The organism is Pseudoxanthomonas japonensis (genome assembly GCF_010093445.1).
In the GTDB taxonomy this organism is placed as follows: Bacteria; Pseudomonadota; Gammaproteobacteria; order Xanthomonadales; family Xanthomonadaceae; genus Pseudoxanthomonas_A; species Pseudoxanthomonas_A japonensis.
In genome coordinates, this window is record NZ_PDWW01000031.1 from 22,380 (window position 1) to 47,712 (window position 25,333).

A 25,333-nucleotide genomic window follows, 5' to 3' on the forward strand; every position below is an offset into this window, starting at 1 on the left:
TCGCGCGGATGCAGGCGTTTGCCGGACGACGCGGCGTCAGGAGGACATCGGCAGCAGGCCGCTGGCGATGCGGCGGCCCCAGGCCCCTTGGATGAAGAGCCAGGTCACCAGCGCAACGAAGCTGCTGGCAAACAGCATCAGTGCGCCGGATCCGATGCTGGCCAGCGGGGTCAGTCGCGACCGCGTTGAGCGGATGACCCATTCGGCGACGACCAGATTGGGCAGGTAGAAGAAGAACGCCATGACGGCGTCGAACCAGCCCGTGAATCCCCGGCCGGTACCCACGCCGCCGGCAACCAGGAACCAGGCGCCGTATTCCATCCGGTAGAGCCACGAGCCGATGGTCAGCGCGAACAGTCGAATGGCCCAGGCGCGGTGCTGGCTGAAACGGCCCGCACGCGCGTGGACGAACGCCAGCGCGGCACACACCACCATCAGGATGCCGTAGAGACCGAACCCGATGTCCATCACCGCGCCGCCCACGGTGCCCCTGGCGGCGATGAAGAACAGGCCGCCGATGCCGGCCAGTGCGGCCGACGCCACGTAGAGGCGGCCGAGCCCGCGATGCAGTGCGGGAACGCGGCGCTGCAGGTGACCGATGAACTGGATCGGGCCCAGCAGAAGCAGCACCACGCCCGTCAGGAAGTGCACACCGATGGCGACGATGGCCATCGGTGTGGCGGGGTCGTGCAGTCCGGGCAGGGACTCGTTCCATCGTTCGCCGGCGCCTGCGAGCAGGGTGCCGCCGAAGAACGCCGCAATGTAGGCGGCGAAGACGACGCCACTGATCCAGCTGGTGGCGAACAGCAGGCCGCTGCCCCAGCGCGACACGGCATGCGCGGTCGCGCCATCGGCGGAGGCTGCGGGTGGTTCACCTCGATGTGCCGGGTCGATGCGGTCGTTCCGGTTGCGCGTCATGGCGTGCGATCAGTGGCCGGTCGTCGGAAAGCGCGCGCCAGTGAGCGTTTCGCTCAGTTCCCACAGGCGTGCGGCGGTCGCCGCATCGCGGGCGATGGCGGGAACAGTGGCCAGGCCCAGCGGGCCCGCCACTTCGTTCGGGCCGGTCGGACCGTAGTAGCTGCCGCCCTGCGCGGTGGCTGCCGTCGCCGCGTACAGCGTGGGAATGGCGCCTTGTGCGGCGGTCTGGAAGTTCGCCCGGTTGCTGGACCACTGGCGTCCCTGCGGGCTGTCCAGTCCGGGACCGCGCGCTACCAGTTCGGTGACCGCCACGCCCGGATGCGCGGCCATGCTCTGGATGCCCCAGCCACCGGCCTCGCTGCGGCGCTGCAGTTCGAAGGCGAACATCAGGCAGGCCAGCTTCGACTGCGCATAGGTGGCCATGGGCTCGTATGCACCGGTCGACTGCAGGTCGTCCAGATCCAGCGTGCCGCGATGCACCGCGATGCTGGACAGCGTCACCACGCGCGGCGCGTCGCTCTTGCGCAGCAACGGCAGCAGCTCGGCGGTCAGCAGGAAGTGGCCGCCGTAGTTGGTGGCGAACTGCATTTCCATGCCGTCAGCCGACACGCTGCGCGTCGGCGGCGCCATGATGGCTGCGTTGTTGATCAGGCCGTCCAGGCGGGGCAGGGAGGCGCGCAGGCGCTCGCCCAGGTCGCGGACCGACGACAGGCTGGACAGGTCGACGGCTTCGAACTCCACCCGCGCTGCAGGAACGTCCTGGCGGATCTTGTCGATCGCTTCCTGCCCGCGCTGCGCATTGCGCGCGGCGATCACCACGCGCGCACCGGCGGATGCGAGCGCCTTCGCGTCCTCGAAGCCCATGCCGCTGGTGCCGCCGGTGACCACGAAGATGCGCCCCTGCTGCGATGGCATGTCGTCCGCGCTCCAGGCCGGTGGCGGCGGTGTCTGCGCAAACGCGTCGATGGTGACCACGCTGCCCAGCAGCAGGCCGAGGGCGGCGAGGCGACCCCGCCAGGAGGCCGGGACGGAGACGGGCGATGCGGTGCGTTGGTGGATCATGATCGATTCCTCAGGGGGAGTTGGAATGGGTCGTGCGCGAACATCGGGTGCAACGGCTCGAGCGCGGCGCCACGCGTATCCGCTGGCGACGCCGGTCGTCGTGTCGGCAAGGCGGCGACATCAAGCGCTGCCAGGCATCGACGTGGTGCGGTCATGGTCCGTCCCGCGTCGGCGACCGGCCGGGCATGCGCGACGCATGCGCGGGAGGAACAGATAGAAGGGACGGCGTTCCACGTGCTGCGGCAGCCCGGCGCGCCTGCGCATGCCCGAGCCATAGCGCCAGCGCCGCCCAGGCCAGCGCGAGCGGCACGACTACGCTGGCCAGTCCGCCAAGGGCCAGCCCGAGTCGTCCGAGTCCGCCTTCCGCCTGCGCACCGACGACATCGCCGGCGCGGTACATGAAGGTGTCCACGAAGGCCTTGGCCTTGTATTTCTCTTCGCGGCTGACCACGGTGAACAACGCCTCGCGCGCCGGTCGGGTGATGCCGCGCTGCACGGCGCGGTTGGTGGCCTCCAGCAGCACCAGCACGACGAACGAGCCGTAGATCGCCAGCCCGACGAAGCCGAGCGCCGTGGCGACGGGCAGGATGGCCAGCGCCACGCCCAGGCCGAACCGCTGGATCAGCTTGCCGGTCAGGGTGACCTGCAGCACCAGCACGGCAACCTGCGTCCACATGTCGATGTTGCCCAGGATCGCGGCGCGCGCATCCATGTCGTCGGCCACCGCCGCGACCATCTGCAGGCGCGTGAAGTAGATGAACGTGGCGAGCACGGTCATCAGCACGACATAGCCGGCGATCGCGGTGAGGTAGCGCGAGCGGAACACGGCTGCCAGGCCGGCCCAGGCGCTGCCGCCGATGCGTTCGTTTCCGACCGTAGTGTTCACGGGAGAGGCCGTCGCGCCGACCGTCGCGTTCCGGTCCGGCACCACGCGCACCAGCAGCGACGCCATGGCCAGTGCCGCGAGCAGGAAGCCGCCCGCGACCAGCAACAGGCTCGGAGTTCCGAGTGGCACGGCCAGACGCGATGTCAGCCACGGGCCGAAGATCGCGCCCAGCGTCCCGCCGACCGAGATCAGTGCGAAGAAGCGCTTGCCCTGGTCGCTGGTGAACCGGTCCGCCAGCAGCGCCCAGAACACCATGGTCACGAACAGGTTGAAGACGCTGAACCAGACGTAGAACACCTGGCCACTACGCTGGCCGACGGCCCCCGGCGCGAACACCAGCAACGCCCAGAATCCCACCAGGCTCAGCACGAAGAAGCCGTACGTGGCACCGATGAACTGCAGCCGCCGCAAGCGTGCGACCAGCCAGCCGAACACCGGGTTCACCGCAAGTGTCGCCAAGGCGGTGCCGATGAACAGCCAGCGGATACTCTCGATGCCGCGCTCCATGCCCAGCGCGTCGCGCGCCGGCCGCAGCAGCATCAGCGCGGTCAGCACGCAGAAGAAGAACAGCGCGGCGATCAGGACCGGCGCGACTTCTTCGCGCCGGAGATTGAACGCGCGATAAGGCAAGCGTTGTCGGTGCGAGGGTGGCATCGCGTTCCCGTTCATCGGCCAAGGTCCCGGACTGCGCTGTCCTGGCCACTCATTCGGCTGCGGCCGATGGGTAGTGCACGCCTGCCAGCGTCTCGCTGACGTTCCACAGGCGTGATGCGGCTTCGGTATCGGTCGCAGCCTCGGGAACACGGGCATGACCCAGCTCGCCACGTGCTTCCAGCAGGCCGGTCGGCCCGTAGTAGCGTCCGCCCTGCGCGTCCGGCGCCGTCGCGGCGTACAGCGTCGGCAACGCACCTTGTTCTGCCGTCTGGAAGAAACGCCACAGCACCGTGCTGCGGCCCTGCGACGGCAGCAGGTTGGTGCGCGACAGGCCCGGGTGGCTTGCGATGCTGGCGATGCCCCAGCCCTGTGCGTCGCTGCGCCGCTGCAGCTCCTGCGCGAACATCAGGCATGCCAGCTTCGATTGCCGATAGGCCTGCGCCGTATCCCATTCGTGTTCGAACTGCAGGTCGTCGAAGTGGATTGTGCCTCGTCGCGCCGCGATGCTGGAGAGGGTGACGACACGCGGAGCATCCGACTTGCGCAGCAGAGGCAACAGATCGGCCGTCAATGCGAAGTGGCCAAGATAGTTGGTCGCGAACTGCATCTCGAACCCGTCGGGCGTGGTGTCGCGCTGCGGCGGCTCCATGATGCCGGCGTTGTTGATCAGGCCATCCAGCCGTGGCAACGACAGGGCGAGGCGGCTTCCCAGTGCGTGCACCGACGCCAGGTCGCCGAGGTCGAGTGCTTCGAAGCGCACGTTGGCGCCGGGCGCAGCCTGGCGGATGCTGGCGACCGCTTCTTCACCGCGCTGCGGATTGCGTGCGGCAATGATGACTTCCGCACCGGCGGCGGCCAGCGCCTTGGCGCTTTCGAAGCCGATGCCGCTCGTACCGCCGGTTACCACGAAGATGCGTCCGGCCTGGGGAGGCATGTCGGCGGTGCTCCAGTCAGGCTTGGGTGCTGGCTGGGCGGTCCTGCCACTGGCCGAGCACGCGGACATCAGCAGCGCGAAGGCGAACATGAGCATGACGGACCATCCGGAAAGCCCGCGGAACGAACCGCGACCAGTCGATGGCGACGGAGCGGTTCGCGAAGGCGCCGCTAGCGAAGGAACATGGGAAACACGCCGGTTGATCACGATCGGCACCTCGAGGGAAAGCGTTGGGGGAGTGGCCTGCGAACCTCGGCAGGCGATGCAGCGTGGCGCGCAGACTTTAAGAAGCGTTTAAGCCTTGCTGCGGTCGTCGAAGATCTTCCACCCGATCCGGATGTCTGCCGGCACGGGCAACTGCGCAGTTGGGCAGCGAGCGGTGCGGACGAGGAACAAGCCTTGCCGAGCTTCGACGGATAACCGAGGAGTGCGATATCCAGAAAAAAGAAGCCGCCGCGTACTTCGTCGATGGCGAACTACGCGTTCATGCGCGCGCATGGATGTCGCTGGGACAAGGTTGGCTGCGGTGGGGCCAACTGAACGAGCGATCACGCAATAGCCAGCTACGAAACGCCGGTAGGGCGAGATCGAAAAGCCGTGGCGGCGATAGGTTGATTACAGGGCGGAGGCGGATTTGCTCGCGCAAATCGAAGCTGGCGTCCGCCGCGGGACCTCAAGAACGCCTGAACCTGGTCGCGCCAGGCGTCATTCGTCGCCAGCTCCAGGCGTAACGGGCTTGTCTTTACGTTGCGGAGGTAACTATGTAGCGAGTATCCGTATCACCGTGCCAGGCGTCGGCAATCGAATGAAGTGGCACGCTGTTGAAGGGTGTATCGAAGCCGGCAGCGGACGCCGCAGCGAGCAGTTCGGCCGCGCCTGCCATGAAATCGCTCACCGACACGCTGCCGATCCCGCTTCCAATCAGCTCCAGGCCGCTGCTTCGCAGCATGTCGCCGCGAAGCGGGACCTCGTCACCGGCTGACGTACCGATCTGCACGTAGCGCATGCGGGGCTCACCGGTACGGGCGGCACGGTTGTGGGTCGCCGCTTTCAGCACACGAACAGCCGGTTCACCCCAAACGAAGTCGAGCACCACATCGACGCCCTTTTCGAACTGCGCTCGCAACGCGGCTTCGGCGCCATTATCCAAGGGAATCCGGACGTCTGCGTCCACACGCTCAAGCTTGGCTGCATCGCGGCCCACGGCAATGACCGTGCTGGCGCCAAGGTGACGCGCGATCTGCACGGCCATGCCGCCGGCCGAGCCTGTCGCTCCGAGCACCATGACCTTCTCGCCGGACTGCAATCCTGCGCGCCGCGTAAGCGCGATCCAGGAGGCGAGCCCCGCTGTGGCAATGGCAGCCGCCAGATTGTCCGGAAGCGCCTCCGGCACCGGCACCATCATCTCGCTGGCAACGAGCGACTTCTCTGCCAGAGAGCCAAAGGGCGATGCGGGAAACAGGAAGTACACCCGGCGTCCAGTTCCGTCGATGCCTACCCCGTCAATGCCTGGGACAAAGCCGGCATTCTCTCCACTCGTGTAGTGCTTGCCAGCGGCCAGCAGCCTGACGATAGGACTGATGGCGGCAGCCCTTACCGCGACGACCTCGCGACCTTCGCCGGCCTCCGGATCCCTGAATTCCTGGAATGATGGCGAGGTTCCGAACGTGGTGACTACAGCTGCTTTCATGGGGCGTTGCTCCGGGTACATGGCGGGGATCTCTTCAAGGAGATCGTTCGTGCGTGCAATGTAGACGGCCATGAGCACCGCAACTATGCTTCATCGGCGCTCGTTTGTTCGCAATCGTCCGAGTAAGGCATGGACCCCCTGTCTGAAGTGCTTTCGCTTCTGAAGCCCCGGAGTTACATCACTGCAGGATTTGACGCCGGTGGCACGTGGGCCATCGCGCTGGATGACTTGGCGGGGCGCATAAAGTGCTACGCCGTCATCGAAGGGGCGTGCTGGCTGTCGATGCAGGACATCGAAGCCCCGGTAGAACTCGTGGCCGGCGACTGTTTCGTGTTGCCCAGCGGCCGGCACGCGGTGCTGGGGAGTGCCCCAGGGGTTGCGGCGAAGCGTGCCACGGAAGTGCTCGACGCCAATCGCGGCGGCCAGACCGTCACCTACAACGGTGGTGGCGATGTCTTCCTGGTGGGAAGTCGCTTTGAAGTGAACGGCCGTCATTCGGAGGCTTTGCTACGCACGCTGCCACCTCTTATCCAGGTGAAGACCTCGGATGATCGCGCCAGGTTGCGCTGGTCGATCGAACTCATGATGGAAGAGTTGCGCGCGGCATTGCCCGGCTCCTCGCTGATCGCGCAACAGCTTGCGCACATGATGCTGACACAGGCGTTGAGGCTGTACCTGTCGGAGCCATCGCCTCGCCACATGGGCTGGCTCGCCGCCCTGTCCGACCCCCAGCTGAGCGCGGCATTGGGAGCGATGCACGATAGCCCCTCACTTCAATGGACGGTCAACGCTCTGGCGGAACGCTCGAACCTGTCGAGGTCAACGTTTTCGGCGAGATTCCGGGCGACGACCGGAGAAACCCCCATCGCTTATCTGACGCGCTGGAGGATGATGCTGGCCGGGGAGCGCCTTCTCCAGGGCAGAGACACGCTATCGCGGATCGCACTATCGCTGGGCTATGAGTCGGAGCACGCATTCAACACCGCATTCAAGCGGGTGATGGGCGTATCGCCGGGGCGCTACGCCCAAGCCGAGCGAGGACGGCTGTAAGGGCTATCAGTCCGCGGGGGGATGCACTTCCGTACCAGGCGGATCTTGCCGTCCCCGCTGAAAGTTCTCGCAAGTCGATGCTGGCTTTCGGTGCGTCTCGTCCGATCGCGGACTGGCCCATGGATAAACTTCGATGCCTTGTGGCGGTCCGGATTGCGCGATACAACGCAACGGTCGGTCCGTTAGTGCAAAGGAATTCGCCGGAAGATGTCGTCGTATGGCACCAGGTCGAGAAACGCGGTGACCTCCGCGGCACGAAGATTCTCCATCCGGAAGATCCACACATAGCTGTTCCGGTACGGCTGGCCATCGGCAGCGGTGGCGGCGCCGTCCCAATGGACGACGACGTGATCGTCCTCGGCCCAGATGTGCTTCACCGTCGGTCGCATGGGCGACGAGAGCCGTGCGGCGAAGGGAGTGACCGCCTTGGCCACGAACGCGTCGCGTCCTTCGTAACGGCCGGCCATCGGACTGGTGCCCTTGATCGTCCACACCATGTCGGGCGCCAGCACGTCATCGAAGAAGGTCGCTCCGCCTGCGGCCCAGCGTGCGAATGCCTGTGCAATGAATTGGCGATTGTGCTCGGCCGTCGGTTGTTCCGGGTGGGCTTGCGCGCGACCGCTGGCCAGTATGGCGAGTGTCGAGAGTGCCAGTGCGAAGAAATTCGTTCGTGCCATCATGGTGTTTGCTCCTGGGTGTCCTACGGTGGTGGACCGGTCAGCCCGCTTGTCGACGGGCGATCACTTGTCGGAATGGGGAACAATCGTGTCGATCTCCTCGCGCGACACGATCCGGACAGAGGTGTGCTCTCGGACGATCTTCCAGCCGCCCGGTGTGCACTCCCAGACCAGCGAGGTCCGTGCCCGATTGCCGATGATCTCGCCCGCGGAGGTTTCCAGGCGCGCCGCGAACTCGAGGGTGGAGGCGGACAACGTTCCGCCGTCGATGACGTCCGGGCCGTCCAGGACGCTGTGCCTGGCTTCTCTCAGCGTGGTGAAGGGTTCCGTCCAGATCGAGGCCCACTCGTCGGCGCTGCGGGCGACCCGGTGCTGGGGGTCGAAAGTGTCGTAGAGCCTGACGTCGTCGGAGTTCCAGTGATACAGATGGCCAAGCCGCTGGCGGAAATCGAAGGGCGGATCGCCGCGATGCTTCTCCCATCCGACGAGGATCCATTCGCGGTGCAATTCGCCAGGACTTGCTGGGCCACGGGTAGCGCAGGTCGCGGGTCGTTCTCCGGTCGTGGCTGAGGCCACGACAGAAAGGCTGGCGAGACAGGCGAACAGCAGGAGTGCGGTGCAGGTGGAGCGCACAGCATAGTGTCGACTATTCATTTCGATGTCTCCTTGAACATGGATTTCAGGTTGTTCATCGGGAAGGGTGAGGCTCTGCAGCGGGCTCAATGGGCTGCCCGTGCCGGCGTACGCAACAGGCGCGAGGCCAGCGTGTGGGATACCAGGCCGGCCGTGGTGCCGACGGTGCCCGCGCCGAACAGCTTTCCGACGCTCTCGAGCGAGGGCTCCAGATGCGCGGCGAACCACGCCACCAGGCCAAGGAAGTAGCCCAGCAGGTTGCTCATCACCGGCAGGCCGCGCAACGACACCACCAGGATCGCCACGCAGAAGACGATGATGGGCAGTGCCACGGCGGGCGTTGTCGCGCCCGACAGCGCCTGCAGGCCCAGTGTGGCCATCAGGCCAAGCACCAGGCCCGCGCCGACGCAGGCGAGGTTCTCGATCGCGGCGCGCAAGGTCAGGCCGCGCGTGTAGAACGCGATCCAGCCGATGAACATCGCCCACACCGGCAGGGCCAGCGACAGGCTGATGGCGGCCGCGCCTGCGGCCGTCACTGCTGCGATCAGGGTTGTCAGCACATAGGTATTCCGCGACATCGTCGTGTTCATGCTTTGCTCCGGAATGGATGGGGAGGTGGGGCGGGCGTCGGCAACGACGGTGTCGTCGCCGATCGCGGCTCGGGTCATTCGTGGCGTTGTGGCCTGAGCAGGCTCTCCAGGCCCAGGTTGCGGTACATCTCGCGGCGCACGTGGTCGCCGACCGCATTCACCGCTTCGGCACCGTCCTGCGACGGATCGACATGCACGCGGAACGGGCGTTCTCCGTGCGGCAAGCCGACCACGCGGACGATGGCGGCTGCCACATCGGCGACATCCGCATCCGCCGGTTCCAATGACTTCAGGCCCTCCAGGATCCGGTCGGGCAGGCCGGCGTACGGACCAGACTCGTATTCCGCCGCCCGCGCCGCGTCCGCGGGCTTTCCCGAATGCGCGAAGTGGTTGGTGCCGGACGTGTAGGCCCCGGGCAGCACGATGGACGTCTCGATGCCCCAGCGCGACAACTCGGTGGAATAGGAGACCGCGACCGAATCCATCGCGGCCTTGGCGGCGAAGTACGGCGCGAGGTACGGCGGCGTTCCGCCGCGCGTGCTGCTGGAACCGACCCAGACCAGCAGGCCGTTGCGCTGCTGGCGCAGGTGCGGCAACACGGCGCGGTTCACGCGTTGCGTGCCGACAACGTTGACGTCGTACTGTTCGATGAACTGCTCGGCTGTGAACGCTTCGGTCGGGCCGAACACCATGTGCCCGGCGTTGTGCACGACCACGTCGATGCGGGAGGCTTCGCGCAGGATGTGCGCGATGGCGTGCTGCGCCGATGCGTCCGACAGCACGTCCAGCTCCACCGTGCGCAGGTCCACGCCGTGCTCGTTGGCGTAACGCGTGGCGTCTTCCACCTGCGGCGCATTGCGGCCCTGCGTGTCGCGCATGCTGGCGTACACCGTGTGGCCCGCATCGGCGAGGCGGCGCGCGGTCAGCGCGCCGAAACCGGACGATGCGCCCGTGACCAGGATGATCTTCTTCATGTCGATGTCTCCAACGGGATGAGGGGGCTCAGACCATGCCGCCGTTGGCGCGCACGACCTGGCCGTTGATCCAGCCGCCGTCGGGGCCGGCGAGGAACGACACGGCCGCGGCGATGTCGGCTGGCGTACCGAGGCGTTCGAGCGGATTCATCTTCGCCATGCGCTCGATCAGGTCGGGCGACTTGCCATCCAGGAACAGGTCGGTGGCCGTCGGCCCCGGTGCGATGGCATTGACAGTGATCGAACGGCCGCGCAGTTCCTTCGACAGGATCGCGGTCAGGGTCTCCACCGCCGCCTTGGTCGCGGCATACACGCCGTAGCTCTCCAGCTTCAGGCCGACCACGCTGGTGGACAGGTTGACGATGCGGCCACCGTCTCGCAGCCGGCGCGACGCCTGGCGAAGCGTGTTGAACGTACCCTTGAGGTTGATGGCGACCTGGCGGTCGAACAGCGCGTCGTCGCTGTCGGCCAACGTTGCCAGCTTCATGATGCCGGCGTTGTTGACCAGCACGTCCACACCGCCGAAGCGCGCTTCGGCCGCGTCGAACAGGCGCTGCACGGCGTCCGGGTCGGCGATGTCGGCCTGCAGGGCCACGGCGTCGCCGCCGCTGGCGGCGATGCGTTCGACGATGGCGTCGGCATCCTGCCGACGGCCGGCATAGTTGATGACCACAGCGTGGCCGTCGCGGGCCAGGCGTTCGGCGATGGCGGCGCCGATGCCGCGGGAGCTGCCGGTGACGATGGCGACCGGACGGGAGGGTTCGTTCATGGGGGGTCTCCACTTCGCGCCGTATTGGCGTGGTACCACCTTATTGGCGTTCTACTTCCGGATAATCAGGCACAATCCGGCATCACCATTCGGAAGTTCGGATAATGGATCGTTTCGATGCGATGAAGGTGTTCGCGCGGATCGTCGAACGTCGCAGCTTCACGCGCGCCGCCGACGATCTGGCGTTGCCGCGGGCCACGGTCACCGATGCCATCAAGGCGCTGGAGGCCCGGCTTGGCGTGCGGCTGCTGCAACGCACGACCCGGACGGTGACGCCGACGCTGGAGGGGGAGGCCTTCTATGGTCGCTGCCTGCGCCTGATCGCCGACGTCGAGGATGCCGAGAGCGCGTTCCGCGATGCGCGGCCGCACGGGCCGCTGCGCATCGACGTGCACGGCACGCTGGCGCGTCATCTTCTGTTTCCCCGGCTGCCGGATTTTCTGGAGCGCTATCCGGAGATCGAACTCGACGTCGGCGAAGGCGACCGGTATGTCGACCTGGTACGCGAGGGCGTGGACTGTGCCGTGCGCGTGGGTGAACTGCGCGACAGCGATCTCATCGCGCGGCGGCTGACGCAACTGCCGGAAGCGACGGCAGCGTCGCCGGCCTACTGCGAGCGTCTGGGCACGCCGGACACCATCGAATCACTGGAGGCGGGTGGCCACGTCATGGTCGGCTTCAAGTCGTCTTCGCTGGGCGGACTGCTGCCGCTGGAGTTCCAGCGGCATGGGCGGATCGAACTCGTGACCCTGCCGACGCGGGTGCGCGTGAGCGGCGCCGACTCCTACGTGGGTGCCGCGTTCGCGGGGTTCGGCATCATCCAGGCGCCGCGCTACCGGCTGGATGCCTATTTCTCCGAAGGCCGGCTGCTTCCGCTGCTCGAGGCTTGTCCGCCGCTTCCCAGTCCGGTGTCGATCGTGTATCCGCGTACCCGGCTGCCATCGCCCCGGCTTCGGGCCTTCATCGGCTGGGCACAGGAACTGTTCCTCCCGGCATGATGCGCCGGGATGCCGTGCGTCCCGTTACTGCGGCACGCGCCGCAGCTTCGACACGTCGTAGCCCAGCGCTTCGATCTGCTTCACCCGGGCCTGGTAGTCGGCTTCCGGAATCCGCGGCGTGCGCGCCATCAGCCACACGTAGTCGCGCTTGCTGCGGCCGACGATGGTCTGCTGGTAATCGGCATCGACCCAGGCGATGACGTACTCGGCCTGGATCGGCCAGACGAACTGCATGTCCCACACCGCGCCGCCGCCATCGGGCTTCACCGTGCCGACGGGGTGCATGGTCTTCTCCGGGCCATCCAGCGCGCCCTTGCGGAAGCGGAACGTGGTCTGGATGCGGCCGTCGGGCATGCGGGCGTAGGACTCCACCGCTTTGTAGGCCTCGCGCTCCGGGAATGACGGGATGTGGGCGATGACGTACCAGTCGCCCATGAAACGGTCCACGTCCACCGGTGCGGCGGTCGGGATGGAAGGCTTGACGTTGCCCGAGCGGCAGGCGGCGGTGGTCGCCACGACCAGGGCGAGCAGCACGAAGGGCAGGGTGCGCATGTCAGTGCTCCCTGGCCGGACGATGGAAACGGTAATGCGCCACCAGCCATTCCTGGCCATCGCGGTAGCCGAACAGTTCGGCGCAGGCCATCCAGAACATGCGCCAGCGCTGGTTCCACAGCGCCGCGGCCTCGCCGTAGGCCTCGCGCAGCACTGTCATCACCGCATCGCGGTTGGCGTCGTGCTGCGCCAGCCAGTGGTTGGCGGTGCGCTGGTAGTGGGTGCCGTCGAGCAGCCAGCGTTCCTGCAGCTTCAGGTGCTCCTGGAAGAACAGCAGCAGGTCGGCGGACGGCATCATGCCGCCGGTGAAGAAATGCCGGCCCATCCAGTTGTCCTCGCCCTGCGTCTCGAACGGGTACATCAGGTCGCGGTGGACGAAGATGTGCACGAACAGCGCGCCACTCGGTCGCAGCGCATCGTGGATGCGCCGCATCAGCGCCGCATGGTTGCTGACGTGTTCGAACATCTCCACCGACACGCAGCGGTCGAATGCCTGCGCCTCGAGCTGCAGCTGGTTGACGTCGCAGGTGATGACGCGCACGTTGCCCAGGCCGCGTTCGGCGCAGCGCGCTTCGATGAACTGGCGTTGCGAGTGCGAATTGGACACCGCGGTGATGCGTGCGTTCGGGTAGCGCTCGGCCATCCACAGCGTCAGCGACCCCCAGCCGCAACCCAGTTCCAGGATGTCCTGCCCGTCGGCCAGCGCGGCACGCTCGCCGTACAGGGACAGCATCGCCTCTTCGGCCTGATCCAGTGTTTCGGTTCCCGTCGGGTAGTAGCAACTGCTGTACTTGAGCCGGTGGCCCAGGCAATGACGGAAGAAATCCGCCGGCAGTTCGTAATGCTGGCGGTTCGCGGCATCGGTATGCACGGCCAGCGCGCCCTGCCGGAGCGCGCGCAGGCGATGCGCGAGCAGCGCGGACTGCGCTTCCTGTCCGCCGTGGCGCTCGTCGCGCAGCCGCTGTGCGCACAGCTGACGGATGCCGTGGCGGACGAGTGCGTCGGGTAGCAGCCCGCGTTCGGCCAGGCCCAGCAGGCCGTGAGCGGCACGGTCGGCCGCCAGTTCTTCCACCATCGCGTTCATCGTGTCGCCTCCTTGGTGGCGGATTTGGGAAACCAGGGGAACAGCATCGGCGTGGTGCGCTGGTACTCGCGGTATGCCTCGCCCCGCGTGCGCAGTGCCTGCGCTTCGGTGTACGGAATGCCGCTGATCCAGCGCAGGAACACGTACATCACCACCGGCCCGCACCACGACAGCCACGCCCATGGCGAGCCGATGGCCAGGGCGATGTAGGCGAACCAGTGCAGCCATTCGAAGAAATAGTTGGGATGCCGGGAGTAGCGCCACAACCCTTCGCGGCAGGTCCTGCCGCGATTGGCCGGATCGGCGCGGAAGCGGGCCAGCTGGCGGTCGGCGATGGCCTCGCCGGCCACGCTGCCGATCCAGATCGCCACTGCCAGCACGATCCACGGCCATGCGGTGTCCACCGGGCTGCGCGCGGCGGCGGCGAAAGGCAGGGCGAACAGCAGCACCAGCAACGCCTGCGCCATGAAGAACAGGAAGAACTTGCCCTGGTGCCCGTGCCAGTGTTCGCGCAGGTAGCGGTAGCGACCGTCTTCCGGTTCGCTGCGCACGCGATGCCACAGGTGCAGCGCCAGCCGCGCACCCCACAGGCCGCCGAGCACGGCCAGGGCGATGCGTGCGGGCACCGCACCGTCGCCCAGCACGGCCAGCAGTACCGCGCTGCCGCCAACGCAGGCAGACCACAGCACATCGACGATGCCGGCGTTGTCGTGGCGCTTCTGCCACCACCAGCCGAGCGTCATCACGCCGGCAGCCAGCGCAGCGACGAGGCCGAGGGCGCCAAGCGGGTTCATGCCGTCGCCCCGTGCGTGGGTCGCGCCATCAGCAGGTGCGACACGCCGATGGAACGTTCCAGGAATCCACCCTCGCAGTACGCCAGGTAGAACTCCCACAGGCGGATGAAGCGTTCGTCGAACCCCTGCGCGCGCACCTCGGGCAGGCGGGTCATGAAGCGGCGCCGCCACGCGCGCAGCGTGTAGGCGTACGACAGGCCGAAATCCTCCTGGTGGACGACCTGCAGGTCGCTGGCGCGGGTCTTGGCGCCGTACATCGCCTCCAGCGACGGAATGAAACTGCCCGGAAACACAAAGCGCTTGATGTAGTCCACCGAATCGCGCGCCTGTACGTAACGGTGGTCCTCGATGGTGATCGCCTGGAGCAAGGCCTGACCCCCGGGCCGCAGCAGGCTGCCGAGTTTTCCGAAGAAGGTGTCGAGGTACTGTGCGCCGATCGCCTCGATCATCTCGATCGACACCAGCTTGTCGTACGTACCCTGCAGGTCGCGGTAGTCCTGCAGCAGCAGGGTGACGCGGTCCTGCAGGCCGGCGGCGGCCACGCGCTGGCTGGCCAGCGCGTGCTGTTCGCGCGAGATCGTGGTGGTGGTGACGTGCGCGCCGCAGTGGCGCGCGGCGTGCAGGGCGAAACCGCCCCAACCGGTACCGATCTCGATGACGCGATCGTCGGGCCCCAGCGCCAGCTTGCGGCAGACGGTGTCCAGCTTGCGGTACGACGCGGTATCCAGGTCGTCGTCCGGCGAGGCGAACATCGCCGACGAGTACATCAGGTCCGGCGACAGGAACAGTGCGAAGAAGTCGTTGCCCAGGTCGTAGTGCGCGGCGATGTTGCGGCGGCTGCCCTCGCGGGTATTGCGGCGCAGCGCATGCCAGCTGCGCAGCGCCCAGCCGCCCAGTCGCGCCAGCCCGCCTTCCATGCCGTCGAGCAGCGCCCGGTTGCGCACCAGCAGGCGCACCAGGCCCACCAGGTCGTCGCAGCGCCACTGGCCCTCGATCCACGACTCGCCCGCGCCGACGCTGCCCTGTGCCGCGACCGCGCGATAGAAGGCCGGATCGTCGATCCACAGGTGGACGGTCGGCAGCGCACCTTCGCCGGGCGTGCCGAAACGGTGCTCGCCCAGCGCATCGCTGACCACCAGGACGCCATGGTCCAGCGCATCCAGGCGCGCCAGCAGCTGCGAGCGCAGCAGCCGGTCGAGCGCGCCATAGGACGGTGCAGCGGAAACGTCGACGATCTGGTTCATGGGGTCTCGCGGGCAAGAGGGGAGTGGTCGTACACGGGCGTGCGTTTCAGCCACAGGCGCAGCGCCTGCCAGTGGATGCCGCCGATCACCTGCGCGGTCATCAGCGGGTAGCGCCACAGCACGCGTGCCAGCGAGGCGCCGTCCAAGGGTCGCCGCAGCAGCGTCAGCGTGGCGTCGAAGGCGCGCTGACCGCCGCGATCCACCTGCATGTGCACGCGCAGCGCCTCGTCGGGCGTGCCGAAGCGCCACTGGTAGGCACAGTCCATCGGCAGGAACGGCGAGACATGGAAGGCCTTGTCGAAGCCCCATTGCCAGCCGTCGCCGTACGGCATGCCATCGCGTACCGGCAGCACGTAACTGTGGCGTTCGCGCCACGGCGTGTTGGTGATCTCCGCGACCACCGCCTCCAGCGTGGTGCCGTCGGGCTGGAAGCAGTAGTAGAAGCTCACCGGATTGAAGACGTAGCCGCCGTAACGCAGGTGCGTGAGCAGGCGCACGGGGCCACGCGGGCGATGACCTACATCGCGTTCGACACGGTCGCGCACGGCGTCGGCCAGTGGCTGGTCGTGCGGTGCGAGGTAGTCGCTGCGGCGGAACTCGGCCAGGTTGCGGCGATCGACCGACCACAGCCATCGCCGGTCGAACACGCGGTCCAGTTCGTCCAGGTCCAGATACAGCTGCGCCATGCGGTAGCGGAACGCGTGCGGCCGTGGCGTGTGGCGCCGGTGGCGCACCATGCCTTCGTAGACCGCGCTGGCCAGGGGCGTACTCACGCCGTCACCGCCTCCGCCGCGTATCGCGCGTCGGCCGGCGTCGCTTCCAGCGCGTCGACCACCTCGCGCGCACTGCGGATACCGTCTTCGTGGAAGCCCCACCCCCAGTAGGCACCCGCGAACCACGTGCGCCGCTGCCCCTGGATCTCCGCCTTGCGGCGCTGCGCCGCCACCATCGCATGGTCGTACACAGGGTGGCGGTAATGCATGCGGCGCAGGATCCGCGCGGGATCGATGGCGTCGCTGCGGTTGAGGGTCACCACGAACGGCTCGGGCGACTCCACGCCCTGAAGCAGGTTCATGCAATAGCTGACCGTGCAGGGCGCGGATGGATCTCGCGGCACGTGCGCGTTCCATGCGGCCCACGCCTTGCGTCGGCGCGGAAGCAGGCGGGCGTCGGTATGCAGCACGGTGTCGTTGGACTGATAGCGGATGGCGCCCAGCACGCCGCGTTCGCGCGCGTCGGCATCGTGCAGCAGGCGCAGCGCATCGTCGCTGTGGCAGGCCATCACCACGTGATCGAAGCGTTCGGTGCCGGTGGCCGTGACGACGCCGACCTTGTCTTCGCATCGCAGCACGGCGTGCACCGGCGTGGCCACGCGCTCCTGCACGCGCCAGCGCTCGCGCAGCGCTGCGACGTATGTCGCCGAGCCACCGGCGACCACGCGCCATGGCGACCGCTCGCCCAGCGTCAGCATGTGGTGGTTGGCCATGAACTGCACCAGATACCGCGCCGGGAAGGCCAGGATGCCCTGCGGCGGCGAGGACCACAGCGCCGAGGCCATCGGCACCAGATGTTCGTCACGGAACATCGCGCCGTAACCGCCTCGCTCGAGATATTCGCCTAGCGTCGGGCCGGTGTCGTCGCCCTCCAGCAACGCGGGCGCTTCGCGGTAGAAGCGTGCGAGATCGCGCAACATGCCCCAGAAGCGCGGCGATGCAAGGTTGCGGCGCTGGCAGAACAGCGTGTCCAGCGAGGTCGCGTTGTACTCCATGCCGCTGCGTTCGCTGTGTACGGAGAAGCTCATCGTGGTCGGCTGCGACGCCACGCCCAGTTCGTCGAACAGGCCGCACAGCAACGGATAGTGGTCCGGGTTGAAGACGATGAAGCCGCTGTCGATCCGGTAGTCGCGTCCGGCCTGTTGGACCGTGTGCGTGTGGGTGTGTCCGCCCAGATAGTCGTTGGCCTCGAACAGCACCACGTCGTGCCGCTGCGACAGCCACCAGGCCGAGGCCAGCCCGGCGATGCCCGATCCGATCACCGCGATCCGCATGCTCAGCGCCTCGCCTTGGCCAGCACCCAGGCGGGTACGGGCTTGAGATCGCGCACCAGCCCGAGCAGCGCCATCGCGCGCAGGCCATACCAGGTCAGGTCGATTTCCCACCAGCGGAAGCCCTGGCGCGCGGTGCCCGGGAAGAAGTGATGATTGTTGTGCCAGCCCTCGCCGAAGGTCAGCAGTGCCAGCCACAGGTTGTTGCGGCTGTCGTCGCGGGTATCGAAGCGACGCTTGCCGAAGCGGTGCGCCAGCGAGTTGATGGTGACCGTGGCATGGAACAGCACGACGGTCGAGATGAAGAAGCCCCAGACCAGCAGTTGCGGGCCGCTGGTATCGAGCGAAGGAGCGACCCGTTCCAGCACCGCGCCGAGTGCATAGAGGCCGGCGGCGAGCACGACGGGAACGACGGTGTCGTAGCGGTCCAGCCAGCGCAGCTCCGGATAGCGCGCCAGGTCGGGAATGCGCGACCAGTCGGTCCGGAAGCCTTCCCGGGTGAGGAACCAGCCGGCATGGCTGCGCCAGAACCCGTGCACGGTCGGGGAATGCGGGTCGGCGACCGTATCCGCATGGCGATGATGGTTGCGATGGTGCGCGGCCCACCACAGCGGACCGCGCTGCACGCTGGAGGCGCCGATCAGCGCGAACACGAACTGCAGCACGCGCGAGGTCTGGAACGTGCGGTGCGAAAAGTAGCGATGGTAGAAGCCGGTGATGGCGAACATACGCACCGCGTACAGCGCCACCGCCACGATCACCGCCACGGGCGACACGCCCACCCAGAACACGGCGAGGCAGGCGAGGTGCAGCCCGACGAACGGCACCGCACGCAGCCAGTCGATCCGGTCGCCGCCGCCCTGGTCCTCGTCCGGCGACTGGGTGTCGAACCAGCGCCGCAGCGCCGCGATCCTGCGTGGCGCCGGCGGAAGAGGGGAGGAATCGCTGGCCGGCATCATGGAGTCTCGATCACTTGAACCCTTACTACGGACGAACGCCCGCATCGGATGCGTGAAGGACGCTCATGCCTGACATTGGCGCACCAGCGGCGTGGCCAGCGCCTGCTGCAGCGCGCGCGCCTCCGCCGGCGCGGCCGGCTGCGGAAACACGATGCGCACGTCCTGATGCCGGCCCTTCGCATCGCGGATCGTGGCGATGCCGGCGAATTCGAGCAGGCGCTGGTCGGTCTCGGCATATGTCAGCTGCATCGTCGGTGCGACGAAGCCGTACCAGCGGTCCAGTTTCATCGACAGGCGCCGGGCCGCGACGCCGTTCCAGCGCACCTCGGGTCCTGGATCCAGGCGTACCGGCACGAAGTCGAAGCGGCTCGGCAGCAGGAACGGTTGCGTTACCGGCCGTCCCGCATTCAAGGCATCCCAGTGCAGGCGCACGCTGGCGTCGAACCCGGCATCGATCACCGCGCCGGTCGGTGCCGTCACGGTGCGCTCCTTCGCGCGGCCGCCCGCAGCCTCCTGGACGTAGACTACCCGCCCGCCCGCGGTGCTGCGGACCCCTTCGCGATAGCCGTCGCGCGCGTCCTCGAAGGCGAAGTCCGGCGCCTGGGCGGTGGGTCGCTCCACCACCGTCTTGCGGGCGAACGCCCGACCATCCGCGCACCGGTACAGCACCAGACGGCGCGCCGCGCCGTCCTGCCGGTAGCGCCAGTGCGACTCGCGGTAGAGCACGGCCTGCCCCTTGCGGGCGTAGGCGGTGGCTTCCTGGCGGGTTACCTCGGTCGTGGCGCTTGCCCGAGGGACGGGCAGCAGCAGAACGGCCAGGGCAATCGGGAGGGCGGCGGGACGACAGGGCATGGGCAGGATCCGTTGGAGCGTCGGCAGGTTCTACGCAGCCGCGCGCCCGACGGATGCCTGGCGCCGTTCAGGCCGGCTGCATCCGAAGCCCGGTCATCTTCGTAGAGAGCGTCATCACGAACGCAGCGGGACCTGGCATACCATGCCCACCGACCTCACAAGGAGACCGTCGCCCCCTCGGGCGGCACGTCCGGTGTCCACCCCCACGCCCGTTCCGCGCGATGCCCACGACTGGACCGGCGACATGCTCGCCGTCGCCCGCGTGCGCTGCCGTGCCAGCTTCCTGCGCATCTACGACCACTTCATGCCGCGCCTGTGCCTCTACCTGCGCGGTCTGGGCTGTCCTGAAGCGGTCGCCGAAGAGTTGGGGCAGGAGGCGCTCCTGCGCCTGTGGCAGCGCGCCGACCGGTACGACCCGCAGCAGGGCGCGGTGTCGACCTGGCTGTTCCGGATCGGACGCAACCTGCATATCGACCGCATCCGGCGCGAGCCGGGCTGGGTGCAGATCCTGGAGGATGCCGGTCCGGCGGCCGACGAGGAAATGGCGCGTCCCTTCTCCTCGGCCGAGGACCACGCGGAGCACGCGCACCTGCAGCGTCGCATCGACGACCTGCCGGCGGTGCAGGCACGGCTGATGCGCATGTCCTACTTCGAGGCCAAGAGCCACCAGGAAATCGCCGACGAGCTGCAGATGCCGCTGGGCACCGTGAAATCCCACCTGCGCCGCGCGTTCCTGCGGCTTCAGGGTCAAGTACGAGGTCAGTCGTGAATCCGCACCATCATCTCGATCCGTCCACCGTGGTCAGTTACGCCGCCGGCGCGCTGGCGGTGGAAGTGGCGATCGTGGCCGCCACCCATCTTGAGACCTGCGCGCACTGCCGCGCGCGCGTGGACGAAGCCGAGCGTGTCGGCGGACAGCTGGTCGAACAGCAGCAGCCCGCTGCCGTCGACGCTGCGCGCCTGGCCGGCCTGCGCGCGTCGATCCTCGAACGCCTCGACGAACCCCCGGCACCGGCCGCCGCCGCGCCGTCGCGTGCCGCGCCCTACGAGGACGACGATCGCCTGCCCACGCCGCTGCATGCCTACTTCGGCACCTCCTACCGCGCCCTCAAGTGGCGCTGGATGGCACCGGGCGTGCACTGCATCCGTGCAGCCAACACCGGCAAGGGATCGCTGCTGCTGCTGAAGATCGGTCCGGGCCGCAGCATGCCCGTGCACAGCCATGGCGGCACCGAGCTGACCCAGATCCTGCGTGGCGCCTACCACGACGCACTCGGCCACTTCGCCCCCGGCGACGTCGCCGACCTAGACAGCGATGTCGAGCACCAGCCCGTCACGGTTCCCGGCACTGCCTGCATCTGCGTCTCCGCCCTGGATGCACCGCTGCGGTTCCCCGGTTGGTTCGCGCGCAAGCTGCAGCCGCTGTTCAAGCTGTGACGGCATCCGGATTTGGCGTTGCGACATCGAGGGCAGTTGTCACCATCAGCTGTCCTCGGTGTGAAAGATGAGGACCGCTCGCGGGAACAGAGGCGTTGCGCCGTCTCACGCCGTGCACCGCACGATGGCTAGACTCTCCGCATGCAACTGAAAGACAAGCTCGCGATCCTTGCCGATGCGGCCAAGTACGACGCGTCGTGCGCGTCGAGCGGCGCGGGCAAGCGGCACTCGCTGGGCAAGGGCGGGATCGGCAGCACCGAGGGCATGGGTATCTGCCATTCGTACACGCCGGACGGGCGCTGCGTATCGCTGCTGAAGATCCTGCTGACCAATTTCTGCATCTACGATTGCGCCTACTGCGTCAATCGCGTCTCCAGCAACGTGCCGCGCGCGCGCTTTGCCACCGCCGAGGTGGTGCGGCTGACGCTGGAGTTCTACAAGCGCAACTACATCGAGGGCCTGTTCCTTTCCAGCGGCATCATCCGCAACGGCGACTACACGATGGAGCAGATGGTCGAGGTGGCGCGCAGCCTGCGCGAGGACCATCGCTTCGCCGGCTACATCCACCTGAAGACCATTCCCGAAGCATCGCCGGAACTTCTCGCTGCCGCGGGCCGTTATGCCGACCGTCTGAGCATCAACGTCGAACTGCCGACCGAAGCCGGCCTGAAGCAGTTGGCGCCGCAGAAGGAGGCGCAGGGCATCCGCGATGCGATGGGCGAACTGCACTGGCGCATCCAGGCGGCGAAGCCGGACAGGAAAGAGGTGCAGCCGAAGCGGAAACGTCCGCCGAAGTTCGCGCCGGCCGGGCAGAGCACGCAGATGATCGTCGGTGCCGATGCCGCCGATGATCGCGCCATCCTGACCAGCAGCGATGCGCTGTATCGCCAGTTCCGCATGCGGCGCGTGTACTACTCCGCGTTCAGTCCGATCCCGGATGCCTCCACACAGCTGCCGCTGCGCGCTCCGCCGCTGCAGCGCGAACACCGCCTGTACCAGGCCGACTGGCTGCTGCGCTTCTACGGTTTCGACGTGAAGGAGATCGTCGACTACACCGCGACGCAGGGCGGCATGCTGGACCTGGACATCGATCCGAAACTGGCGTGGGCGCTGCGCCACCCGGACCGGTTTCCGGTCGACCTCAACACGGCGCCACGCGAGATGTTGTTGCGTGTGCCGGGGCTTGGTGCGCGCAACGTGCAGCGCATCGTCGATTCGCGCCGGCAGGGCAGGCTGCGCGTGGCCGATCTGGCGCGCCTGCGGGCGCCGCTGCAGAAGGTGCTGCCGTTCGTCGTGCTGCTGGACCACCACCCGCGCCAGCGCCTGGACGATCCGGTGCGGCTGCGGCGCGAACTGGCGCCGGCGCCGCGCCAGGCCGACCTGTTCGGCTGAGGCGCACGATGTTCCGCGCCACCGTGATGCCTGCCTGGGACCTGGATGCCTGGCGCGCGCAGGCGCGACACGCGTGGGAAGCGGAATTGCCGCCCGACGCGGTCGAGTGGCAGGCCGATGCGCAGCGCGAACTGCTCGCGGCCGCGGGCGTGATCGAGCAGCCGGTGCAGCGGAAAGGCCTGTCGGTGCCGGCAGACTTCATGCCGTTCGCGGCCTCGGTGCTGTGCCACCGGGATGTGGGCCGGCACGCACTGCTGTACCGCCTGTTGTGGCGGATCGGCAACGGCGAACGCGCGCTGCTCGACCGTGCCACCGACGCCGACGTACACCGTGCGACGCGCTGGGCGCAGGCCGTGCGCCGCGACACGCACAAGATGAAGGCGTTCGTGCGGTTCCGTCAGATCGACGGCGAGGACGATGCCTACATCGCCTGGTTCGAACCCGACCATTACATCGTCGACCGGGTGGCGCCCTTCTTCATGCGCCGCTTCGCCGGCATGCGCTGGGCGATCCTCACCCCTTATCGCAGCGTGCAATGGGATGGCGAGCAGTTGTGGGCCGGCGAGGGCGCGCAGCGTTCCGACGCGCCTGCCGACGATGCCGAGGACGCGCTGTGGCGCACCTACTACGCCAACATCTTCAATCCCGCGCGCCTCAACACGCGGATGATGCGGCAGGAGATGCCGCAGAAATACTGGAAGCATTTGCCGGAAGCGCACCTGCTGCCGGACCTGATCCGCGATGCCGGACGCCGCGTGCGCGAGATGGACGAGCGTGAAGCGCAGGCGCCGCGCCGGCGCATACCGGACCGCAAGCCGCCCTTGCGTTGACGAGAACGGCTTGCGGGTTCGTGGATCAGCCCTCGCCAGGCAGCGGCGCGTCGGGATCCACCAGGCCGGCGCTGCGCAGGTCGCGCCAGAAGCCGGCAGGCACCACTTCCTTTAGCGCCGCGCTGTCCTCGGCGATGCGATCGGGCCTGCTGGCACCGGGAATGACCGCGGCGACGGCCGGATTCGCCAGCGCGAACTGCAGGCCGGCGGCCTTCATGCTGATGCCGTAGCGGTCGGCGAGCGCCTTGATGCGCGCGACCTTGTCGAGGATCTGCGGCGTGGCCGGCGCGTATTCGAAGTTCGGACCGCCGACCAGCGCACCGGAACTGTACGGTCCGCCGACCACGATGCCCAGGCCGCGCTCGGCGACCTTCGGCATCACCCGCTGCAGTGCGCGCCCATGGTCGAGCAAGGTGTAGCGGCCGGCGAGCAGGAAGCCGTCGGGCCGCGGACCTTCCAGGTCCAGCAGCAGTTCGATCGGCTCGACCCGGTTCACGCCCAGGCCCCAGGCCTTGATGGTGCCTTCATCGCGCAGGCGATCCAGCGCCCGGAACGCGCCGGTGCGGGCCTGTTCGAACATCGACAGCCATTCGTCGCCGTAGAAATCCTGCGCGACGTCGTGCACCCACGCGATCTCGATGCGGTCGATCTTCAGGCGTGTCAGGCTGTCATCGATCGAGCGCAGGGTGGCGTCGTAGGAATAGTCGTTGACGATCCGGTTCGGGCGGCCGTACTTGAACACCTCGCCTTTCTCGCCGGGGTCGCGCGCGCTGACGTCCTCGACTTCATCCAAGATCAGCCGGCCGACCTTGGTGCTGATGACGTAGGCGTCGCGTGGTTTGTCGGCAAGCGCTTCGCCCATGCGGATCTCGGCCAGGCCGGCGCCATAAAAGGGCGCATTGTCGAAATAGCGGATGCCATCGTTCCACGCGGCGTCGACCGTGGCGCGCGCTTCGGCTTCCGGGATGTCACGGAACATGTTGCCGAGCGGCGCGGTGCCGAAGCCGAGCTTGCCGGGGAGCAGGTCGTGGAGGGACATGGTGGACTCCTGAGGTTCTGGGTTGAGGGGTGGAGGGCGGCGATCAGGCGACGTTTGCCTGCGGTGCGGTGAACTGCGTATAGCCTTCCGCGCCGCCGCCGAAGTAGCCGGCCGTCGGCGCATCGAACAGCGGCGTGTCCGTGCGCAGGCGCTCGACCAGGTCGGGATTGCCGATGAAGGGCTTGCCGAAGGCGATCATGTCGGCATGGCCGCCGGCCGTGGCGTCGAGCGCGCGCTGGCGGTCGTAGCCGTTGTTGGCGAGGTAGGCACCGCCGAAGGCATCGCGCAGCGCCTTCACATCGAAGTCGTCGGCACCGTTGCCGGCGTGCAACTGGCCTTCGACCACGTGCAGGTAGGCCAGTCCCAGCTCGCCGAGGCGACGCGCGACGTACAGGTGCGTCTCCATCGTGCGACTGTCCAGTGGCGTGTCGCCGATCGCGGTGGACAGCGGCGACAGGCGCAGGCCGACGCGGTCGGCGCCCCAGACCTCGGCCACCGCCGCGGTCACTTCCAGCAGCAGGCGCGCGCGGTTCTCGACCGAACCGCCGTAACGGTCGTCGCGGTGGTTGGTGCTGTCGCGCAGGAACTGCTCAAGCAGATAGCCGTTGGCGGCGTGCACTTCCACACCATCGAAACCGGCGTCCTTCGCTCGCCGTGCGGCCTGGCGGTAATCGTCGACGATGCCGGCGATCTCCTCGGTGGCGAGGGCGCGCGGCATGGATGGCGGGACGTAGCCGGCTTCGGTGAAGACATGGCCGCCGGCCTGGATCGCCGAGGGCGCGACCGGTGCAGCGCCTTCTTCCTGCAGACTGGTGTGCGACATGCGGCCCACGTGCCACAGCTGCACCACGATGCGACCGCCGGCGGCATGCACGGCATCGGTGACCGGCTTCCATGCTGCGACATGGGCATCGGTATACAGGCCCGGCGTGTAGGCGTAGCCGCGGCCCTGGCGGGAGATGTTGGTGGCCTCGGTGATGATCAGCCCGGCCGACGCGCGCTGGCCGTAGTAGTCCACGGCCAGCGGCGTCTGCACGCCGTCCATGTCGGCGCGCGAGCGGGTAAGCGGCGCCATGGCGATGCGGTTGCGGACCTCGATGGCGCCGAGGCGGGTCGGGGAAAACAGGGCGGCGGTGGACATGGGGCGGCTCCAGCGCTGTCTCTTATACACATATAAAAAAAAATACCTTGTAGTGTGGATATTAGTCACTAAATCTTTGTATATCAACATCAATGTTGTTTCATGATATTATATCAGCATGCTAATTATA

General features: G+C 67.6%; 25 protein-coding genes and 1 pseudogene. 6 read left to right on the plus strand and 20 right to left on the minus strand.

All coding sequences use genetic code 11. The features are described from left to right. Positions 1-36: 36 nt before the first annotated feature. The 5 genes from CSC78_RS16810 to CSC78_RS16830 form a co-directional block, all read right to left on the minus strand. Positions 37-918 (minus strand): DUF2306 domain-containing protein, encoded by an 882-nt coding sequence (locus tag CSC78_RS16810; RefSeq protein WP_162339020.1) that lies wholly within the window; start codon positions 916-918, stop codon positions 37-39. Positions 919-927: 9 nt separating this feature from the next. Further along, positions 928-1,980 carry an SDR family oxidoreductase gene (locus tag CSC78_RS16815; protein ID WP_162339021.1) on the minus strand — a complete coding sequence of 351 codons (1,053 nt, stop codon included), beginning with the start codon at positions 1,978-1,980 and terminating at the stop codon, positions 928-930. 151 nt (positions 1,981-2,131) lie between these two features. Continuing rightward, on the minus strand, positions 2,132-3,496 hold the full coding sequence (locus CSC78_RS16820) for an NTP/NDP exchange transporter (RefSeq protein WP_202924207.1): 1,365 nt from the start codon (positions 3,494-3,496) through the stop codon (positions 2,132-2,134). A 73-nt stretch (positions 3,497-3,569) separates the two neighbouring features. Next, positions 3,570-4,550, minus strand: coding sequence for an SDR family oxidoreductase (locus CSC78_RS16825; RefSeq protein WP_162339022.1), 981 nt, complete (start codon positions 4,548-4,550; stop codon positions 3,570-3,572). Between the two features lie 646 nt (positions 4,551-5,196). Further along, positions 5,197-6,216, minus strand: coding sequence for a quinone oxidoreductase family protein (locus CSC78_RS16830; protein WP_202924208.1), 1,020 nt, complete (start codon positions 6,214-6,216; stop codon positions 5,197-5,199). A gap of 57 nt (positions 6,217-6,273) precedes the next feature. On the opposite strand from CSC78_RS16830, the gene CSC78_RS16835 reads away from it, so the two are divergent. After that, the gene (locus CSC78_RS16835; RefSeq protein WP_162339023.1) at positions 6,274-7,194 is read left to right on the plus strand and encodes an AraC family transcriptional regulator; all 921 of its coding nucleotides are present in this window, start codon (positions 6,274-6,276) and stop codon (positions 7,192-7,194) included. 182 nt (positions 7,195-7,376) lie between these two features. On the opposite strand, the gene CSC78_RS16840 is transcribed toward CSC78_RS16835, so the two are convergent. The 5 genes from CSC78_RS16840 to CSC78_RS16860 all read right to left on the minus strand — a co-directional run bounded on the left by CSC78_RS16840 (position 7,377) and on the right by CSC78_RS16860 (position 10,837). Beyond that, positions 7,377-7,874: a nuclear transport factor 2 family protein gene (locus CSC78_RS16840; RefSeq protein ID WP_162339024.1), complete on the minus strand. Its 498-nt coding sequence runs from the start codon at positions 7,872-7,874 to the stop codon at positions 7,377-7,379. A 60-nt stretch (positions 7,875-7,934) separates the two neighbouring features. Then, positions 7,935-8,594: a nuclear transport factor 2 family protein gene (locus CSC78_RS16845; protein WP_202924209.1), complete on the minus strand. Its 660-nt coding sequence runs from the start codon at positions 8,592-8,594 to the stop codon at positions 7,935-7,937. After that, complete coding sequence (locus CSC78_RS16850) at positions 8,591-9,094, minus strand: DUF1097 domain-containing protein (RefSeq protein WP_162339025.1); 504 nt, start codon at positions 9,092-9,094, stop codon at positions 8,591-8,593. The genes CSC78_RS16845 and CSC78_RS16850 overlap by 4 nt, the downstream gene beginning before the upstream one ends. Before the next feature lie 74 nt (positions 9,095-9,168). Next, positions 9,169-10,068 (minus strand): SDR family oxidoreductase, encoded by a 900-nt coding sequence (locus CSC78_RS16855; RefSeq protein ID WP_162339026.1) that lies wholly within the window; start codon positions 10,066-10,068, stop codon positions 9,169-9,171. Positions 10,069-10,096: 28 nt separating this feature from the next. After that, positions 10,097-10,837: an SDR family oxidoreductase gene (locus tag CSC78_RS16860; protein WP_162339027.1), complete on the minus strand. Its 741-nt coding sequence runs from the start codon at positions 10,835-10,837 to the stop codon at positions 10,097-10,099. Positions 10,838-10,941: 104 nt separating this feature from the next. On the opposite strand from CSC78_RS16860, the gene CSC78_RS16865 reads away from it, so the two are divergent. Then, entirely contained in the window at positions 10,942-11,835 is an 894-nt protein-coding gene (locus tag CSC78_RS16865) for a LysR family transcriptional regulator (protein ID WP_162339028.1), read from the plus strand. A gap of 24 nt (positions 11,836-11,859) precedes the next feature. Here the strand turns inward: CSC78_RS16865 and CSC78_RS16870 are convergent, their stop codons facing one another. The 8 genes from CSC78_RS16870 to CSC78_RS16905 form a co-directional block, all read right to left on the minus strand. After that, complete coding sequence (locus CSC78_RS16870; protein ID WP_162339029.1) at positions 11,860-12,387, minus strand: lipocalin family protein; 528 nt, start codon at positions 12,385-12,387, stop codon at positions 11,860-11,862. Position 12,388: 1 nt separating this feature from the next. Continuing rightward, positions 12,389-13,471: an SAM-dependent methyltransferase gene (locus CSC78_RS16875; protein ID WP_162339030.1), complete on the minus strand. Its 1,083-nt coding sequence runs from the start codon at positions 13,469-13,471 to the stop codon at positions 12,389-12,391. Then, positions 13,468-14,265 (minus strand): DUF1295 domain-containing protein, encoded by a 798-nt coding sequence (locus tag CSC78_RS16880; RefSeq protein WP_162339031.1) that lies wholly within the window; start codon positions 14,263-14,265, stop codon positions 13,468-13,470. The genes CSC78_RS16875 and CSC78_RS16880 overlap by 4 nt, the downstream gene beginning before the upstream one ends. Further along, positions 14,262-15,509 carry an SAM-dependent methyltransferase gene (locus CSC78_RS16885; RefSeq protein WP_162339032.1) on the minus strand — a complete coding sequence of 416 codons (1,248 nt, stop codon included), beginning with the start codon at positions 15,507-15,509 and terminating at the stop codon, positions 14,262-14,264. Before CSC78_RS16885 ends, CSC78_RS16880 begins: the two co-directional genes overlap by 4 nt. Beyond that, a complete protein-coding gene (locus CSC78_RS16890; RefSeq protein ID WP_162339045.1) occupies positions 15,506-16,246 on the minus strand; it encodes a DUF1365 domain-containing protein in 741 nt (246 codons plus the stop codon). Before CSC78_RS16890 ends, CSC78_RS16885 begins: the two co-directional genes overlap by 4 nt. 32 nt (positions 16,247-16,278) lie before the next feature. After that, complete coding sequence (locus CSC78_RS16895) at positions 16,279-17,556, minus strand: NAD(P)/FAD-dependent oxidoreductase (RefSeq protein WP_162339033.1); 1,278 nt, start codon at positions 17,554-17,556, stop codon at positions 16,279-16,281. Between the two features lie 2 nt (positions 17,557-17,558). Beyond that, on the minus strand, positions 17,559-18,455 hold the full coding sequence (locus tag CSC78_RS16900; RefSeq protein ID WP_379608808.1) for an acyl-CoA desaturase: 897 nt from the start codon (positions 18,453-18,455) through the stop codon (positions 17,559-17,561). A gap of 120 nt (positions 18,456-18,575) precedes the next feature. After that, positions 18,576-19,364 carry a hypothetical protein gene (locus tag CSC78_RS16905; protein ID WP_162339034.1) on the minus strand — a complete coding sequence of 263 codons (789 nt, stop codon included), beginning with the start codon at positions 19,362-19,364 and terminating at the stop codon, positions 18,576-18,578. Positions 19,365-19,506: 142 nt separating this feature from the next. Here CSC78_RS16905 and CSC78_RS16910 point away from each other — a divergent pair, with 142 nt between their 5' ends. The 4 genes and pseudogenes from CSC78_RS16910 to CSC78_RS16925 form a co-directional block, all read left to right on the plus strand. Next, positions 19,507-20,133 (plus strand): sigma-70 family RNA polymerase sigma factor, encoded by a 627-nt coding sequence (locus tag CSC78_RS16910; RefSeq protein WP_162339035.1) that lies wholly within the window; start codon positions 19,507-19,509, stop codon positions 20,131-20,133. Next, entirely contained in the window at positions 20,130-20,801 is a 672-nt protein-coding gene (locus CSC78_RS16915; RefSeq protein WP_162339036.1) for a ChrR family anti-sigma-E factor, read from the plus strand. Before CSC78_RS16910 ends, CSC78_RS16915 begins: the two co-directional genes overlap by 4 nt. A gap of 141 nt (positions 20,802-20,942) precedes the next feature. Then, positions 20,943-22,193, plus strand: a complete 1,251-nt coding sequence (locus tag CSC78_RS16920; protein ID WP_162339037.1) for a putative DNA modification/repair radical SAM protein — start codon at positions 20,943-20,945, stop codon at positions 22,191-22,193. An 8-nt stretch (positions 22,194-22,201) separates the two neighbouring features. Next, a pseudogene (locus CSC78_RS16925) lies at positions 22,202-23,017 on the plus strand (TIGR03915 family putative DNA repair protein); the annotation flags it as partial. Positions 23,018-23,048: 31 nt separating this feature from the next. Here the strand turns inward: CSC78_RS16925 and CSC78_RS16930 are convergent. Continuing rightward, a complete protein-coding gene (locus tag CSC78_RS16930) occupies positions 23,049-24,062 on the minus strand; it encodes an aldo/keto reductase (protein WP_162339039.1) in 1,014 nt (337 codons plus the stop codon). Between the two features lie 43 nt (positions 24,063-24,105). Then, positions 24,106-25,203: an alkene reductase gene (locus CSC78_RS16935; RefSeq protein ID WP_162339040.1), complete on the minus strand. Its 1,098-nt coding sequence runs from the start codon at positions 25,201-25,203 to the stop codon at positions 24,106-24,108. Positions 25,204-25,333: the final 130 nt, after the last annotated feature.

Coding starts and splice junctions, on each gene's coding strand:
- CSC78_RS16935 (WP_162339040.1), bottom strand. CDS start 25,203: ATGTCCACCGCCGCCCTGTTTTCCCCGACCCGCCTCGGCGCCATCGAG.
- CSC78_RS16830 (WP_202924208.1), bottom strand. CDS start 6,216: ATGGCCGTCTACATTGCACGCACGAACGATCTCCTTGAAGAGATCCCC.
- CSC78_RS16930 (WP_162339039.1), bottom strand. CDS start 24,062: ATGTCCCTCCACGACCTGCTCCCCGGCAAGCTCGGCTTCGGCACCGCG.
- CSC78_RS16920 (WP_162339037.1), top strand. CDS start 20,943: ATGCAACTGAAAGACAAGCTCGCGATCCTTGCCGATGCGGCCAAGTAC.
- CSC78_RS16840 (WP_162339024.1), bottom strand. CDS start 7,874: ATGATGGCACGAACGAATTTCTTCGCACTGGCACTCTCGACACTCGCC.
- CSC78_RS16870 (WP_162339029.1), bottom strand. CDS start 12,387: ATGCGCACCCTGCCCTTCGTGCTGCTCGCCCTGGTCGTGGCGACCACC.
- CSC78_RS16860 (WP_162339027.1), bottom strand. CDS start 10,837: ATGAACGAACCCTCCCGTCCGGTCGCCATCGTCACCGGCAGCTCCCGC.
- CSC78_RS16865 (WP_162339028.1), top strand. CDS start 10,942: ATGGATCGTTTCGATGCGATGAAGGTGTTCGCGCGGATCGTCGAACGT.
- CSC78_RS16895 (WP_162339033.1), bottom strand. CDS start 17,556: ATGCGGATCGCGGTGATCGGATCGGGCATCGCCGGGCTGGCCTCGGCC.
- CSC78_RS16825 (WP_162339022.1), bottom strand. CDS start 4,550: ATGCTCATGTTCGCCTTCGCGCTGCTGATGTCCGCGTGCTCGGCCAGT.
- CSC78_RS16810 (WP_162339020.1), bottom strand. CDS start 918: ATGACGCGCAACCGGAACGACCGCATCGACCCGGCACATCGAGGTGAA.
- CSC78_RS16905 (WP_162339034.1), bottom strand. CDS start 19,364: ATGCCCTGTCGTCCCGCCGCCCTCCCGATTGCCCTGGCCGTTCTGCTG.
- CSC78_RS16855 (WP_162339026.1), bottom strand. CDS start 10,068: ATGAAGAAGATCATCCTGGTCACGGGCGCATCGTCCGGTTTCGGCGCG.
- CSC78_RS16815 (WP_162339021.1), bottom strand. CDS start 1,980: ATGATCCACCAACGCACCGCATCGCCCGTCTCCGTCCCGGCCTCCTGG.
- CSC78_RS16910 (WP_162339035.1), top strand. CDS start 19,507: ATGCCCACCGACCTCACAAGGAGACCGTCGCCCCCTCGGGCGGCACGT.
- CSC78_RS16890 (WP_162339045.1), bottom strand. CDS start 16,246: ATGGTGCGCCACCGGCGCCACACGCCACGGCCGCACGCGTTCCGCTAC.
- CSC78_RS16850 (WP_162339025.1), bottom strand. CDS start 9,094: ATGAACACGACGATGTCGCGGAATACCTATGTGCTGACAACCCTGATC.
- CSC78_RS16835 (WP_162339023.1), top strand. CDS start 6,274: ATGGACCCCCTGTCTGAAGTGCTTTCGCTTCTGAAGCCCCGGAGTTAC.
- CSC78_RS16880 (WP_162339031.1), bottom strand. CDS start 14,265: ATGAACCCGCTTGGCGCCCTCGGCCTCGTCGCTGCGCTGGCTGCCGGC.
- CSC78_RS16875 (WP_162339030.1), bottom strand. CDS start 13,471: ATGAACGCGATGGTGGAAGAACTGGCGGCCGACCGTGCCGCTCACGGC.
- CSC78_RS16885 (WP_162339032.1), bottom strand. CDS start 15,509: ATGAACCAGATCGTCGACGTTTCCGCTGCACCGTCCTATGGCGCGCTC.